The organism is Actinacidiphila yeochonensis CN732 (genome assembly GCF_000745345.1).
Lineage (GTDB): Bacteria > Actinomycetota > Actinomycetes > Streptomycetales > Streptomycetaceae > Actinacidiphila > Actinacidiphila yeochonensis.
In genome coordinates this window covers 4,558,872-4,573,356 of sequence record NZ_JQNR01000005.1, presented here as the reverse complement: position 1 = coordinate 4,573,356, position 14,485 = coordinate 4,558,872, and the positions used below count along the sequence as shown (strand labels likewise).

The 14,485-nt window shown below is 74.0% G+C and carries 14 protein-coding genes; 6 read left to right on the top strand and 8 right to left on the bottom strand.

What is annotated here, in order from left to right; translation table 11 throughout:
• Positions 1-128 precede the first annotated feature (128 nt).
• Positions 129-1,208, bottom strand: coding sequence for an aminotransferase-like domain-containing protein (locus tag BS72_RS30575; RefSeq protein ID WP_232792584.1), 1,080 nt, complete (start codon positions 1,206-1,208; stop codon positions 129-131).
• A complete protein-coding gene (locus BS72_RS38985) occupies positions 1,157-1,582 on the bottom strand; it encodes a GntR family transcriptional regulator (RefSeq protein WP_232792583.1) in 426 nt (141 codons plus the stop codon). The genes BS72_RS30575 and BS72_RS38985 overlap by 52 nt, the downstream gene beginning before the upstream one ends.
• Positions 1,583-1,752: 170 nt before the next feature.
• On the opposite strand from BS72_RS38985, the gene BS72_RS34925 reads away from it, so the two are divergent.
• Positions 1,753-2,295 carry a carboxymuconolactone decarboxylase family protein gene (locus tag BS72_RS34925; RefSeq protein WP_232792582.1) on the top strand — a complete coding sequence of 181 codons (543 nt, stop codon included), beginning with the start codon at positions 1,753-1,755 and terminating at the stop codon, positions 2,293-2,295.
• A 7-nt stretch (positions 2,296-2,302) separates the two neighbouring features.
• On the opposite strand, the gene BS72_RS30570 is transcribed toward BS72_RS34925, so the two are convergent.
• The 3 genes from BS72_RS30570 to BS72_RS37585 form a co-directional block, all read right to left on the bottom strand.
• Complete coding sequence (locus tag BS72_RS30570) at positions 2,303-2,491, bottom strand: DUF4236 domain-containing protein (protein ID WP_037915125.1); 189 nt, start codon at positions 2,489-2,491, stop codon at positions 2,303-2,305.
• A gap of 140 nt (positions 2,492-2,631) precedes the next feature.
• Positions 2,632-2,964, bottom strand: a complete 333-nt coding sequence (locus BS72_RS30565) for an ArsR/SmtB family transcription factor (RefSeq protein WP_037915122.1) — start codon at positions 2,962-2,964, stop codon at positions 2,632-2,634.
• A gap of 122 nt (positions 2,965-3,086) precedes the next feature.
• Positions 3,087-3,833, bottom strand: a complete 747-nt coding sequence (locus BS72_RS37585) for a response regulator transcription factor (RefSeq protein ID WP_051951854.1) — start codon at positions 3,831-3,833, stop codon at positions 3,087-3,089.
• A gap of 479 nt (positions 3,834-4,312) precedes the next feature.
• Here BS72_RS37585 and BS72_RS30555 point away from each other — a divergent pair, with 479 nt between their 5' ends.
• The 4 genes from BS72_RS30555 to BS72_RS30540 are packed head-to-tail and all read left to right on the top strand — an operon-like array spanning position 4,313 to position 10,629.
• Positions 4,313-6,007 carry an HAL/PAL/TAL family ammonia-lyase gene (locus tag BS72_RS30555; protein ID WP_051951853.1) on the top strand — a complete coding sequence of 565 codons (1,695 nt, stop codon included), beginning with the start codon at positions 4,313-4,315 and terminating at the stop codon, positions 6,005-6,007.
• Positions 5,991-7,436: a phenylacetate--CoA ligase family protein gene (locus BS72_RS30550; protein WP_037915119.1), complete on the top strand. Its 1,446-nt coding sequence runs from the start codon at positions 5,991-5,993 to the stop codon at positions 7,434-7,436. Before BS72_RS30555 ends, BS72_RS30550 begins: the two co-directional genes overlap by 17 nt.
• Positions 7,433-9,313: an asparagine synthase (glutamine-hydrolyzing) gene (gene asnB / locus BS72_RS30545; RefSeq protein ID WP_037915116.1), complete on the top strand. Its 1,881-nt coding sequence runs from the start codon at positions 7,433-7,435 to the stop codon at positions 9,311-9,313. The genes BS72_RS30550 and asnB overlap by 4 nt, the downstream gene beginning before the upstream one ends.
• A complete protein-coding gene (locus BS72_RS30540) occupies positions 9,310-10,629 on the top strand; it encodes an MFS transporter (RefSeq protein ID WP_051951852.1) in 1,320 nt (439 codons plus the stop codon). The genes asnB and BS72_RS30540 overlap by 4 nt, the downstream gene beginning before the upstream one ends.
• On the opposite strand, the gene BS72_RS39365 is transcribed toward BS72_RS30540, so the two are convergent.
• The 3 genes from BS72_RS39365 to hemA form a co-directional block, all read right to left on the bottom strand.
• Positions 10,586-11,107, bottom strand: coding sequence for an LLM class flavin-dependent oxidoreductase (locus BS72_RS39365; RefSeq protein WP_265736817.1), 522 nt, complete (start codon positions 11,105-11,107; stop codon positions 10,586-10,588). The genes BS72_RS30540 and BS72_RS39365 overlap by 44 nt on opposite strands.
• Entirely contained in the window at positions 11,107-11,586 is a 480-nt protein-coding gene (locus BS72_RS39360) for an LLM class flavin-dependent oxidoreductase (RefSeq protein WP_265736816.1), read from the bottom strand. Before BS72_RS39360 ends, BS72_RS39365 begins: the two co-directional genes overlap by 1 nt.
• Positions 11,587-11,668: 82 nt before the next feature.
• The gene (hemA, locus tag BS72_RS30530; protein WP_037915113.1) at positions 11,669-12,931 is read right to left on the bottom strand and encodes a 5-aminolevulinate synthase; all 1,263 of its coding nucleotides are present in this window, start codon (positions 12,929-12,931) and stop codon (positions 11,669-11,671) included.
• Between the two features lie 123 nt (positions 12,932-13,054).
• On the opposite strand from hemA, the gene BS72_RS30525 reads away from it, so the two are divergent.
• Positions 13,055-14,293, top strand: coding sequence for a serine hydrolase domain-containing protein (locus tag BS72_RS30525; RefSeq protein ID WP_037915110.1), 1,239 nt, complete (start codon positions 13,055-13,057; stop codon positions 14,291-14,293).
• The last annotated feature ends 192 nt before the right edge of the window (positions 14,294-14,485 follow it).

Genomic DNA, 14,485 nt, shown 5'->3' with positions numbered 1-14,485 from the left:
CGGTGTGCCACGCGCGGGGGCGGGGGCCGCCGGTCGCAGACGGCACGCCGGCGCGCTCCGCAACCGTCGTCAACCGCGAGGCGGGAGGCTGAGGGCACCCGTGGGGGGGCACCGCACCTCGCGGGCCGTCACGGCTGGGTGAGGACGCGCAGCAGGGCGTCCAGCGCCTGCGCGTACCGGCCCTCGCCGGGCGTGCCGTAGCCGACGACCAGGCCCTGGCGGTGATGCGGGCCGGGATCGTGCCAGTGGTGGCCCAGCAGGCCGACGGCCACGCCCGCGCGGGCGGCGCGGCGCTGGAGGCGGGCCTCGGTCAGCTCACCCGGGGGGAGGGTGACCAGCGCGTGCAGGCCGGCCGCGACGCCCTCCAGGCCGTAGGGGCCGCCGGTGCCGAAGGCACGTTCGAGGCCGGCCACCAGCAGGTCGCGGCGGCGCCGGTAGCGGAGCCGGGCGGCGCGCACGTGGCGGTCGTAGCCGTGGGTGCGGATCAGCTCGGCCAGGGTGAGCTGGGTGAGCGCGTCGGTGTGGAAGTCGGTGTGCAGCTTCTCCTCGGCGACCGGGGCGACCAGGTGCGGCGGCAGCACCATCCAGCCCACCCGCAGCGCGGGGCCGAGTGTCTTGGACGCGGTGCCGACGTACACCACGTGGTCCGGCGCGGTGCCCTGGAGGGCGCCGACGGGCTGGCGGTCGAAGCGGAACTCGCCGTCGTAGTCGTCCTCGACGACCAGTCCGCCGCTCTCCCGCGCCCAGGCGGTCAGCGCGTGCCGCCGCGACGGGTGCAGGGTGACGCCCGTCGGGTACTGGTGCGCGGAGGTGACCACCACCGCGTCCGGCCGGAGCGACCCGGGCGCGTCCTCAAGGCCGAGCGTGAGCGTGTCGGTACGGGCACCGTGCGCGTCGGTGGGCAGCGGTACGACCCGGCCGCCCGCGCGGCGGACCACCTCCCGGTGGAAGGGCAGCCCCGGGTCCTCCATGGCCACGGTGCGCGCCGCCGCCCGCACCAGCAGCGCCAGCGCCTGGACGTAGCCGGAGGTCACCACGATCCGCGAGGGATCCGCGGCCACCCCGCGGGCGCGGCCCAGGTACTCGGCGAGCGCGGTGCGCAGTTCGGGCCGGCCGCACGGGTCGCCGTAGTCGTACGCGGTGGAGGGGGCCGCCGTCAGCGCCCGGCGCCCGGCCCGCAGCCAGGCCGCCACCGGGAACGAGCCCACGTCGGGGCGGCCGGGGCGCAGGTCGAACGGGGCGTCCGGGGCTCGCGCCGGGGGCCGGCGGGGTGCTCCGGGGCTGCGGCGGCCCGTTCGGCGACGACGGTGCCGGAGCCCTGCCGCGCGTCCAGGTACCCCTCGGCCACCAACTGGTCGTAGGCCGCCTTGGCGGTGCCCCTGGCGACGCCCACCTCGACGGCAAGCCTGCGGGTGGAGGGCAGTCGGGCCCCGGGGGCCAGACGCCCGTCGCGGACGGCGTCGCGCAGCGCCTGCTCCAGCGCCGCGCGGCGGCCACCGCGCGACCCGGACGGCAGGTCGAGCCGCAGATCCAGGTGGAGGTCGACGCCGGCCGCGCTCGACGTGGACCACGATGCGGACATGGACACGGATCTTATCCGCGGTCCACCTGCTTTCCGGGTGAGGACCCATGAGCACGAACACCGCACCCGCCGCGCCCACCGGCCCGGCCTCGGCCCCGACGTGAGCCGTCCGTGTCGTACCGCCCGTCCGGCTGGCCGTCGGCTCCCCGCCCCGCAACACCAACCGGGCCGTGGACGCCCTGGACGCCGCCGCCCGCGAGGTCGGCCTGGAGGCGCCACAGCTGGAGCTGGTCCGGCTGCGCGCCTCCCAACTCGACGGCCGCGCCTACCGCGTGGACACCCATGCCAAGAGGGCCCGGCCCGGCGGCGAGAGCGAGCAGCGCCGCTACGCGCTGCCGGTGTGGACCGAGACGCCGTTCTCACCGCGCGGGAGCGGGCAGCCGTCGCGCCGGCCGAGGCGCCACCCGGCTCACCGACGGGCCGGTCTCCGACTCCGCACTGGACGAGGCCAGAGCGCACCTCACCGACGCCGAACCGGCCGAACCGGCCGAACCGGCCGAACCAGCCGAACCAGCCGAACCAGCCGAACCGGTCTGGGCGATCACCGTGATCAACGCCTGGAACCGGCTCGGCGCGGTGGCCCGCCCCTGGCCGCCGACCTGACGCCCCGCCCGGGGCCGGCGTACCCCCTGTCCCCGCGGCAACCTGTTCCGGCACTCCGCCGTTCCCGGTGGTCAGCTCATCCCAACGACGCCGACCGGCAGGCATGCTGACAGGTCGTCAGTGTCGCGTGGTACGGCGGTAGCCGAAGGGGCCGGGAAGGTCCGAGCTGACGGTCCGCCGGCCGGTGGACGACCGCGTGTAGTGGGGGCCGCCGCGCCGGCCCATGGTGATCGACCACGAGTGCCGGTTGATGTTCAGCCGCACCCCGGGAAAGATCGGGAAGGACTTCCGAAAGGTGATCCCCATCTCAACGCCTCCTCACCGGTGTTGTGAAGAGCGCCTGCCCGATTCCCGGGCTTTCATGGGAACGTGCCGGCGGAGGTCCCGTCCGCACGCCGGTCGTGCGCCGTCGCTCCCCGGACGCGCCGTACGGCCGCGCGCCCGGCTCAGCCGCTCGCGCCGATCAGGGTCAGCGGGGAGTGGGGGAGCTGGGCGAGGATCGCGTCGACGAGTCCGGGGAAGCGGGCGTTCAGGTCGTCGTGCCGTACGGAGATGAAGCGGTGCGTGCCCTCGATGCGGGTGGAGGTGACTCCGGCCTCGCGGAGGATCTTCAGGTGGTGCGAGAGGGTCGACTTCGACAGCGGGATCTCCATCGCGCCGCAGGACAGCTCACTGGTGGCGACCAGTCCCACGATGGCCAGCCGCACCGGGTCGCTGAACGCGTGGAAGAGCGAGGCCAGTTCGATCTCCTCGGCCCTGGGGTGGCTCGGTGTGCGCATGGGCGGCGCCCCCTTCCGGATCCACGGCCCATCGGCTGGAAACCCGACTCTCACGGCCTTGTCGTTTGACGGTTCCAGGATACTCAACCATGGCGTGGGGGCGCCGTCCGGAGGGCGCGGGATCAGGAGGCGGCCGCCGGCAGCGTGCGGAAGTAGACGACGGCCTGGGTGCGGCTGCGGACCTGGAGCTTGGCCAGCACGTTGGAGACGTGGAACTTCACCGTCTTCTCGCTCAGGTGCAGCTCCGCTGCCACCTCCGCGTTGGACATCCCCGTGGCCACGAGGTCGAGGATCTCCCGTTCCCGGGGGGTGAGTTCGCGCAGCGCGCCGGCGGCGGCCGGTCCGTCGCCCGGCTGGGCGGGCAGGTAGGGGGTGGTGAGGTCGAGGGCGATGCGGGCGAGCGGCGGCGAGAAGTAGGCGTGCCCCGCCGCGACCGCGCCGACCGCGGCCAGCAGTTCCTGCTCCTTGCCGTCCCGGTTCACCAGCGCGCTCGCCCCGGCCCGCAGCAGTGCCCCCACCCGGACCTCCTCGCGGCCGGTCAGGACGACGATGCCGACGTCGCCGGCGCCGCGCGCGACCACCGTCCGGACGAGGTCGGCGACGTCGCCGTCCAGCCCGCCGTCCTCCAGCACGACCACCTCCGGGCGGGCCTCGGCGGCCTTGCGCAGGACGTGCCGTCCCTTGCAGACCTCGGCGACGACCTCGATGCCCCCGGCCGCCAGGAAGATGGTGCGCAGCCCGGCCCGCACCACCGGGCTCCCCGCTCCCAGGAGCACGCGGGTGGCGCTCGGCGCGGCGGGGTCGCAGCGCGGCGGGAGGGCGCTGACCGGACGGGCGGAGGCTTCCGGGGTTGTGTAGGACCTGGACATGGGCTCTCCCCTGTTGAGACGGCGCGGCAAGCGGCCCGCGGGTACGGGGCGCGCGCCGATGCCCGCCTAAAGTTCGATGGTTTCAGTTTCGCCGAATCAGTATCCTGCGCCAACGGCGGCAGACGCCGCGGAACGCCGCTCAGGCGGTACAGCGGCCCGCGCGACGGCGACATGAGCAGCTGACCACGAAGGCACAGGTGGCGTGAACCGCCAACGGCTGGGGGGCGCACGACTCGGCCATCGCCGTATCCATGCCCCCAAGATATCCCCCGCGCACCTCCGAACAGCAAGCGATTCCCGACCAGGACGGTCCAGGCCCAAAGTCCGGCGCGACCGGCGGCTCCCCGGCACTTGGGCCGGTACCTGATTCCGCTCTTACGCCCGAAGCAGGCGGGGCCGCCGCCGGGCGAGACTGCCGGTATCGATCACTTCGCCTGTCGAGGACTCCACCGCTGTCCGCACCGAAGGGCCCAAGCACCGTGACCGAGGTTCTGACCACGCCCCACGCCCAGCTCGTGCTCGACGGAGGATCACTGCGGCTGCGCGACGTCGTCGCCACCGCACGCCCGTCCGCACCCCAACCGCCGCCCCGGATCGTCCTCTCCGAGGACGCCGAACGCCGTATGCGCGCCTCCGTCGCGCTGCGGGACCAGCTCCTGGCCGCGAACGTCCCCGTCTACGGGGTCACCACCGGCTTCGGCGACTCCGTCACCCGCCAGATCGCCCCCGACCGGGCGGCCGCGCTCCAGCGCAACCTGGTCCTCTACCACCTCAACGGGGTCGGCCCCGACGCCGCGGACGAAGTGGTCCGCGCCACCCAGCTGATCCGCGCCAACTGCCTCGCCCGCGGGCTGTCCGCGATCCGCCCCGAGGTGGTGGACCTGCTGCTGGCCCAACTTGCCGCCGGCATAGCCCCCTTGGTGCCCGAGCGCGGATCGCTCGGGGCCAGCGGGGATCTGGTGCCGCTGTGCTACGTGGCCGCCGCCCTGCTCGGCGAGGGGGAGGTCCGCCACCGGGGCGAGCCGCGTCCGGCCGCGGCCGCGCTCGCCGACGAGGGCCTGACCGCCGCGGTGCTGGAGCCCAAGGAGGGCCTGGCGCTGATCAACGGCACCTCCTTCACCACCGCCTTCGCCGTGCTGGCGGCCTGGGACGCCCAGGAGATCGCGCACGCCGCGGACCTCGCGACGGCCATGGCCGGGCAGGCGCTCCTCGGCAACGGCTCGCACTTCCACCCCGCCCTGCACGCCGCCAAGCCGCACCCGGGCCAGCTGGGCAGCGCGGCGGTGGTGCGGGAGCTGCTGGCCGGGTCCGCGCTGTCGACCAGCTACGACGAGATCCTCGTCCGGCACAGCCCGCTCGGCGGCCGCAGCCACCAGCTGCTGGGCGAGCGCATCCAGGACAAGTACTCGATCCGCTGTGCCCCGCACGTCGTCGGGGTGCTGCGCGACACCCTGTCGTGGGTGCGCGAGTGGCTGACCGTGGAGGTCAACTCCGCCACCGACAACCCGCTGTTCGTCCCCGGCGACGAGGACGGCGGCGGCGAGGTGCACCACGGCGGCAACTTCTACGCCGGGCATGTCGGGCAGGCGATGGACGCCCTGAAGCCGGCACTGGCCAGCATCGCCGACCTGATGGACCGTCAACTTGCCCTGGTGGTGGACGAGAAGTTCAACAACGGGCTCACCCCGAACCTCATCGCCCATTCCGCGGCACTGGACGAGGCCGGTCTCCACCACGGCTTCAAGGGCATGCAGATCGCCGCCTCCGCCGTCACCGCCGAGGCGCTCAAGACCGCGAGCGCGGCCACCGTCTTCTCCCGTTCGACGGAGGCCCACAACCAGGACAAGGTGTCCATGGGCACCATCGCCGCCCGCGACGCCCGCACCATCGCCGAGCTGACCGGCCAGGTGACGGCGATCCATCTCATCGCCCTCGCCCAGGCGCTGGACCTGCGCGGCATCGACTCGGTCTCCCCGGCCGTGCGCCGCGCCCACGCGCTGATCCGGCGGCACGTGCCCTTCCTCACCGGCGACCGGCGGATGGACCGCGACATCACCGCCGTCGCCGGGCTCATCCGCAGTGGGGCGCTGCGCCGGGCGACCGGTGTCGCCGACCCGCTCTTCACCGACTCCGACGACCTCGGGAACGGAGACCCCCGTGCTGCTCTTGCGTGACGAGAAGGTGCTGGACGAGGTGGCCCGGCGGGCGCGCGAGCACGCCGCCCAGGTCCGGTCGGTCGCCGCCGGCGACGCCGACCTGCCGGCCGTCCACGGCGCCAAGCTGGTGGCCACCCTCGCCGCCGCCCGCGACTCGGCCCTGTACCGGGACACCCTCCCCCGCGGCCTGGTGGACGACGCCGCACAGGGTCGGCTGACCCCGCGGCGGGCGCTGGAGGAGGTCTTCCCGGCGCTGCCGCTGCTGGAGAAGGGCGAGCTGAGCCGGTCGGGACCGACGGCGTTCACCCGCCGGCTCGGCGACTTCCTCCACTACTACGAGTCCTCGGGCACCACCGGGGAGCCGGTCGCCGCGCCGAAGGCGCTGGACGACCTGCTGATCAACACGGTGAACATCGGCGAGCTGTGGGCCCGGCTGCTCGATCCGTCGGACCGGGCCATCATCCTCATCAACGCGCCCTTCGCGCCCGCCGCCTACCAGTTCGAGAAGGTGCTGGAGTACCTCCAGATCCTCTCCTTCCGCCCCTGGGTGGACAACATCACCGGCGACTACACGCGGGTGCTGCGGCTGGTCGACCAGCTGGGGGCCAACGTCTTCGTCGGCCCGCCCTCCCGGCTGCTGGAGCTGGTGCAGTTCGCGCACCGCAACGGCCACCCGGCGCCCCGCTTCGACCGGCTGCTGCTGATGGCCGAGCAGACCGGGCCGGCGTTCGTCCGCCATCTGGAGCGGCTGACCGGCGCCCGGGCGTACGTGTGCAGCTACGGCTCGTCCGAGACCGGCACGATAGCCGTCACCTGCGAGCACCGCCGGCTCCACCTCCAGCAGCACAGCTACCTGCTGGAGCTGGAGGACGACGCCGAGGGCACGGGCATCAGGCTCGCCGGGGACCGGCCTGACCGGGGCCGGCTCATCGTCACCACCCTCGACATCCCGGCCCGGCCGCTGATCCGCTACCGCATAGGCGACCTGGTGGAGATAGACCCCTCGCCGTGCCCGTGCGGGGTGCGGACCGCCGGGGTGCGCACGCTGGGCCGCGCGCAGGACGTGATCACCCTGGACGGCAACGGCATCCGGCAGGACGACCTGGAGGCCGCGCTGTGGACGGAGGACGCGCCGGGGCCCGCCGTCTTCAACTACATGCTCGTCGTGCACGAGGAGACGGTGGTCGTGCTGACCACCACCGCCGGTGAACCGGACGAGGAGTGGGGCGCGGCGCTCGCCGGCCGGCTCGCACCGCTCTTCCCCCGCCACGAGCTGGCCGTCCGGGCGGTGGAGAAGCTGCCTCCGCTGGCCTCGCTCGGCCAGTACCTGGGCTGGAAGCTCTCCCGGGTGCTGGACGTGACGGACAGCCGGAACTGGGAGCGGCTCCCCGAGCCGATCAACGGGATCGTCCGGGAGACGCTGCGCAGCGTGGGGGTGGCGGTATGAGCGGCATCGCGGGCTTCGTGGACTTCTCCCGCCCCGCCGAGGGCCCCGTCGCCGCCGACGACCGGGTACTGCTGCGGCGGATGACCGACGCGCTGCGGCACCGCGGCCCGGAGGCCGGCGGCGGCTGGCACAGCCCGCGCGCCGCGCTCGGGCACCGGCTGCACGCGGCCGCGCTGCCGCGCTCCGCCGCGCGCCTGGAGGGCGTCGACGGTCAGGCGGACGTCCGACCCTTCTCCGCCGTCTTCACGCCCACCCCCTCCGCGGCGGTGTTCGACGGGCGACTGCTGGAGACGGCACATCTGCGCGAGGAACTCACCCGGCACAGCCACCGGTTGGCCAACCCGACCGACGCCGAGCTGGTGCTGCGCGCCCACCTGGAGTGGGGCGAGGCCGGCGCGGCCCGACTGGTCGGCGACTTCGCCTTCGCCCTGTGGGACGGTCGGCGCGGCCAACTCGTCCTGGGACGGGACCGGTTGGGTGTCACCCCGCTCTACTGGGCCGAGGTGCCCGGCGGGGTGGTCTTCGGCTCCGAGCCGAAGGCCCTGCTGGCCCACCCGGGCTTCACCGCCGAGGTCGATCCGGAGGGGCTGGCCGACCTGTTCATCGTCGCGGGCAAGCGGCCGGGCGACGCCGTGCTGCGCCACCTGCACGAGGTGCGGCCCGGCTGGACGGTCTGCTTCGCGCGCGGTGAGACGCACCACCGGCGCTACTGGCAGCTGACCGCGCAGCCGCACACCGACAGCCCGGCGGAGACGGTGGAGCGGGTCCGCGACCTGCTGGACGCCGCGGTGGCCGCGCGGTCGCGGGCGGACGTGCCGCTCGGCGCGCTGCTGTCCGGCGGTATCGACTCCAGCGCGATCACCGCCTTCGCGGCCGCGGACCGCCGTCGCCGCCGGGCCGGGAAGCTCGGCACCTACTCGGTGGACTTCGCCGGCGGCGAGCGCGACTTCGCCGCCGACGCGCTCCACGTCGACCGGGACGCCCCGTACGTCCGGGCGGTGGCCGGCCACCTGGCCACCGCACACACCGAGGTGCTCCTCGAACCCCCCGCGCTGGCTGCTGAGTTGGGGGCCACGCTGCGGGCCCGGGACATGCCCGGGGTGGGCGACCTCGACGCCTCCCTCCTGCTGCTCTTCCGCGAGGTGCGCCGCCACGTGGCGGTGGCGCTGTCGGGCGAGGGCGCCGACGACATCTTCGGCGGCTTCCCGTGGTTCCGCGCGGAGGCGGAGCGGCCGAGCGGCTCCTTCCCGTGGTCGGCCGGGGTCACCGACCGCAACGCGGTGCTCGCGCCGGAGCTGCGGCAGAAGCTCGACCTGCACGCGGCGCTGGAGTCCCGCTACCGGGAGGCCCTGTCCGAGGTGCCCTACCTGGGGGCGGAGAGCAGGCCGGAGCGGCGCGCGCGGGAGGTGACGTACCTCCAGCTCACCCGGTTCCTGCCGTTCCTTCTCGACCGCAAGGACCGGATGAGCATGGCCTCCGGCCTGGAGGTGCGGCTGCCGTTCACCGACCACCGGCTGGTGGAGTACGTGTGGAACGTGCCGTGGTCGCTGCGCCGCACCGGCGGGGTGGAGAAGAGCCTGCTGCGGGACGCCGTCTCCGGCCTACTGCCGGAGCTGGTCGTCAGGCGCCCGAAGAGCGGCTTCCCCTTCGGGCAGAGCCCCGAGTACCTGGACGCGGTGCGGGCGGGGGTGCTGCGGCTGGTCGACGACGAGCCGTCGGCGCCGGCCCTCGCCCTGCTGGACGCGGACGCGCTGCGCCGGCTGGCGTCACCGGACGGGCCGTGGACCAACGGCACGTTCACCCCGCCGCCGTGGCTGCCGCGGGCACTGCTGCTCAACCGATGGCTGACCGAGTACAACGTGAGGATCGTACTGTGAGCGACACCAGTTCCACCGAAGGCACCGGAGAGAAGGGCGACAGGGAAGTCGAAGAACGCGACAGCGCCGAGAACGCGGGGAACTCCGGGGAGGGCGGCCGGACCTGGCTGTGGCTCTGCGCCGTCTGCGGCTTCTTCGTCGGGCTGGACTCGCTGGTGGTCTCGCCGCTCGCGCCGTCCATCACCCGGGCCACCGGGACCACGACCGACTACGGCGGCCTGCTGGTGACGGCGTACGCGCTGCTGTTCATGCTGGGCGCGCCGCTCTTCGGGCCGATCTGCGACCGCTGGGGCCGCAAGCGGATGATCCTCGCCGGCCTGCTGGTCTTCCTCGGCGGCACCGCCCTGACGGGGACGGGCGACAGCTTCGCGCTGATCCTCGTCTTCCGGGCGGTCTCCGGGGTCGGGGCGGCGATGGTGGTCCCGAGCATCTTCGCCCTGATCTCCGACCGGGTGCCGTACGAGCGGCGGGGCGCGGCCATGGGGATCGTGGTGGGCGCCATGATGGCCGCTTCGGTGCTGGGCGTGCCGCTGGGCTCGGCCATCGCCCAGGTGGTGTCGTGGCGGTGGACGTTCCGGCTGGTCGCGGTCGCCGCCGTGGTGCTGCTGGCGGCGGTGTGGGCGGCCCTGCCGGACGCCCCGCCGGCCGTGGCGGACCCCTCGACCGGGCCGGTGCGGGAGTGGGCGAGCCGGTTGCGGACCGCCCTGTCGCTGCCGCCGGTGGTGTTCACCCTGCTGTCCACGCTGCTGTGGACGGCGGGGCTCCAGGGGATGTTCGCCAACGCCGGCCTCTTCTACAACCGCGAGTTCGGGCTGACGCCCGGTGAGGCGGGCCTGGCGCTGGCCGGCGGCGGCGCGGCGAGCGTGATCGGCAACGTGTACGGCGGGCGGATCGCGGACCGTGTGGGCCGCCGCGGCATCATCGCGGCGGCCTCGGCGGTCGCCGCCGGCTCGGTGGTGGCCTTCTCGCTGCTGACCGGTTCGCTGCCGGCGGCCGTCGCCGTCCAGGCGGTGTGGGGCCTGGCGGTGGGGTTCGGCCAGTCCTCGCTGACCACGCTGGTCAGCGAGCTGAGCCCGCGGGCCCGGGGGACGGCCCTGGCACTGAACTCCTCGGCGCAGTACGGCGGCATGATGGCCGGCACCGCCGCGGCGGCGGCGCTGTTGAGCGCCGGCGCCGGGTTCTGGGCGGTGGGCGTGCTGTGCGGCGGGTGCGCCGTGGTGGTGGTGCCGATCGTGGTGTTCCTGGTCCGCGAGCGCGGCGAGGAGCAGGACGTCAGTCCGAAGCCGCAGGGCCGAGCGCCCGAACCAGCTCGCTGATCGCGGACGCGTCGAGCCGGTGCTCCGGCAGCCCGCTGAACATCAACACCGGGGTGTCGACACCGGCTTCGACGTACGCCTGGATCTTGGCGCGGCAGGTCGGGATGTCGCCGTGGACGAGGAGGTCGTCGACGATCTGGTCGGGGACGGCCGCGGCGGCCCCCGCCCAGTCGCCGGCCTCGGCGCGGCGCACCGTCTCCTTCATCAGGTCGCCGCGGCCGAGCCATGCGTGGAACGCGTGGTAGGTGGGCCGGGTCAGGATGCGGGCCAGCATGGAGCGGCCCACCGCCCGCGCGTAGGCGGTGTCCGGTGTGGGGCAGACGAAGATGCGGCAGACCAGCTCGCGGTCGGGCAGGCCGAGGCCGTCCACGGCGCCGCGCACCGCCGGGATGTCGCGCGGGCCGAGGAAGTTGGTGATCGCCCCGCCGCCCTCGCGCCAGCCGAGCCGGAGCATCCCCGGCCGCAGCGCGCCCGTCATCAGGGTGGGGGCACCGCGGGCGGCCGGCCGAGCTGGAAGCCGCCGATGCTGAAGGTGTCGAAGTCGCCGGTGACGTAGTCGCCGTCCAGGGCGCCGCGCAGGAACCGCAGGGTGTCGCGCACCCTGCGGTACGGCTCGCTGAAGGGGATGCCGTTGAAGGCGGTGACGAAGGCGGGTCCGGACGAGCCGACGCCCAGCACGACCCGGCCGGGCGCCAGCTCGGCGAGGGCGGCGGCGTGCTGGGCGATAACGGCGGGCCCCCTGGTGTGGACGGGCACGATCGCGGTGCCCAGGCGCAGGGTGTCGCTCCAGGCCGCGGCCAGCACCAGCGGGGTGAAGGCGTCGGCCCCGGACGCCTCGCCGGTCCACACGTCGGTGTATCCGGCGTCGGGCAACTCCTCGATGAGTTGCCGGTGTTCGGGCAGGGAGAGCACGGGGACGGGCAGGGTGAGGCCGAAGCGCCTCTGCGGCTCTGGCACGCGGATCTCCTTGGGAGGCTTCCAGGTCGGTGGAACGGCGGGTCGGGGAGACGGTGGGCCGGGGGGTCGGCGGGTCCGTGGGTCAGTGGGTGAGCAGCAGGGCGTCCGAGCGGTCGGCGACGCGGGGCGCCTCCAGACGCGGCAGGCCGTGGCGGGTCCACAGCTTGTCCAGCGCGGTCGCGAACTCCTCGATCCGCTCCGGGGTGTGCGCCGGGGTGGGGGTGACCCGCAGCCGCTCGGTGCCGGCCGGCACGCTGGGCGCGTTGATCGGCTGGACGTAGAGGCCGTACTCCTCCAGCAGGTCGGCGGCGATCCGGGCGCACTGCCGGGCGTCCCCGACCAGCACCGGCACCAGGTGGGTGGCGTCGGAGACCACGGGGATGCGGGCCTGGCGCAGCAGCCGGTGGAGCAGGGCGGAGTGGCGGAACAGGACGTCGCGCTCGACGGTGGAGCGCTTGAGGTGGACGACGGCGGCCAGCGCGCCGGCCACCACGACGGGGGCGGGCGAGGTGGTGAAGATGAACGCGGAGGCGAAGCTGCGGACCGCGTCGACGATCTCCGCGTCGCCCGCTATGTAGCCGCCGGCGACGCCGAACGCCTTGGCGAGGGTGCCCATGACGACGTCGAAGCCGCCGGCGACGCCGTCGCGGGCCGCGATGCCGGCGCCGCGCGGGCCGTAGATGCCGACCGCGTGCACCTCGTCGAGGAAGGTGAGGGCGCCGTGCCGGCGTGCCACGGCGGCGAGCTCCCGCAGCGGGGCGATGTCGCCGTCCATGGAGTAGACGGACTCCAGCACCACCACCTTCGGCCGGTCGCGGGGGATCTCGGCGAGCAGGCTGTCGAGGTGGGCGGCGTCGTTGTGCCGGAAGACGCGCTTGTCGGCGCCGCTGTGCCGGATACCGGCGATCAGTGAGGCGTGGTTGAGCGCGTCGGAGAGGATCACCGCGCCGGGCAGCAGCCTGCCCAGGACGGTGAGCGCGGCGTCGTTGGCGCTGTAGCCGGAGGGGAAGAGCAGGGCGCTCTCCTTGCCGTGGAGGTCGGCGAGTTCGGCCTCCAGCCGGCCGTGCAGGTGGCTGGTGCCGGAGATGTTGCGGGAGCCGCCGCTGCCCGCGCCGGTGGCGTCGAGCGTGGCGCGCATGGCGGCGAGCACCTCGGGGTGCTGGCCCATGCCCAGGTAGTCGTTGCTGCACCAGACGGTGACGGGCTGCGGCTCGCCGGCCCCGCGGTGGCGGATCGCGGCGGGGAAGGACCCCGCGACCCGCTCGATATCGAGGAAGTTCCGGTAGCCGCCGGTCGCGCGCAGTTCGTCGAGCCGAAGGGAGAAGTGGCCTCGATAGTCGAACATCGACCCTCCTGGGACGTTCGCATGGAGCCTCATATTCGAGAGTTCCAAAACCATGAAACAAACGATAGGGTGAGTTCCCCGTAACGGCAAGAGTTGTGCCTACAGAGGGAGTTGACGTAACTCATGGCCGAGTTGAAGGTCGAGATCGACCCCGCGGACGCGGGCTTCGACCCGGAACGGCTGGCCCGGATCGGCAGCCACTTCGGCGCCTACGTCGAGGACGGCCGGCTGGCCGGCTGGCTGTCGCTGATCAGCCGCGACGGCCGTATCGCCCATCTGGAGACCGCCGGCCACCGCGACAAGGAGGCCGGCCTGCCCGTCGAGTCGGACACCCTCTTCCGCACCTGGTCGCTGACGAAGCCCATCACCTCGGTCGCCGCGATGATCCTCTACGAGGAGGGCCGCCTGGGGCTGCACGAGCCGGTCTCCGACTACATCCCCTCCCTCGCGAACGTCCGCGTCTACCAGCGCGGCCCGGTCGCCGCCCCGGTCACCGTGCCCGCCGCCGAACCGGTCCGCATCTGGCACCTGCTCACCCACACCGCGGGCTTCACCTACGGCTTCCACCACGCCCACCCGGTCGACGAGATCTACACGGCCGAGGGCTTCGAGTGGAGCGCCCCGCCGGAGATGGACCTCGCCACGGCCGTGGACACCTGGGCCGGGCTGCCGCTGCTGCACCACCCGGGTGAGCGGTGGAACTACGGCGTGAGCAGCGACATCCTCGGCCGCGTCATCGAGATCGTCTCCGGGCAGACCCTCGACCGGTTCTTCGCCGAGCGCGTCTTCGAGCCGCTGGGCCTGACCGACACCGGCTTCTGGGTCCCCGAGGCCGACGCCCACCGGCTCGCGGGCCTCTACGCCGCCAACCCGGCCGACGGCAAGGCGGTGCGCAACGAGGCCCTCGGCGGCAACCCCACCGTCAAGCCCCGCCTGCTGTCCGGCTCCTCGGGCCTGATCACCAGCGCGGGCGACTACCACCGCTTCCTGCACCTGCTGCTGAACGGCGGCGAACTCGACGGCGTACGCCTGCTCTCCCCGCGCACCGTCCGCTACATGACGCGCAACCAGCTGCCGGGCGGCGCCGACCTCGCCACCATCGGACGGCCGGTGCTCTTCGGCCTGCCCTCGTTCGGCGGCCTCGGCTTCGGTTTCGGCTTCGCCACGGTCCAGGACGCGGCGGCCGCCAAGGTGATCTCCAACGAGGGCGAGTTCTCCTGGTACACGGCCTCGTCGATGTTCTTCTGGGTGGACCCGGTGGAGCGGCTGATCGGGCTGTTCTTCGCCCAGCTCGTCCCCGTACGGCGTCATCCGCTCTACTCGCGGGTCCGGCAGCTGGCCTACCAGGCGCTGGTGGACTGAACCGGCCGCGGTGGGCCCACCGGTCGGCCCACCGCACCGCGAGCACCGTACCGGGCGGCGCCGGCACCGGCCCCCGTCCCCGTGCCTCGGTCCCGGTTCGCCCCGCGTTCCACCAGCCCGTAGCCGACCGCTCCGCCCCGGCGGGACTCCGCCGCCCGGACGGAGCGGTCGGCGCGCCGCAGCCCGATGGTG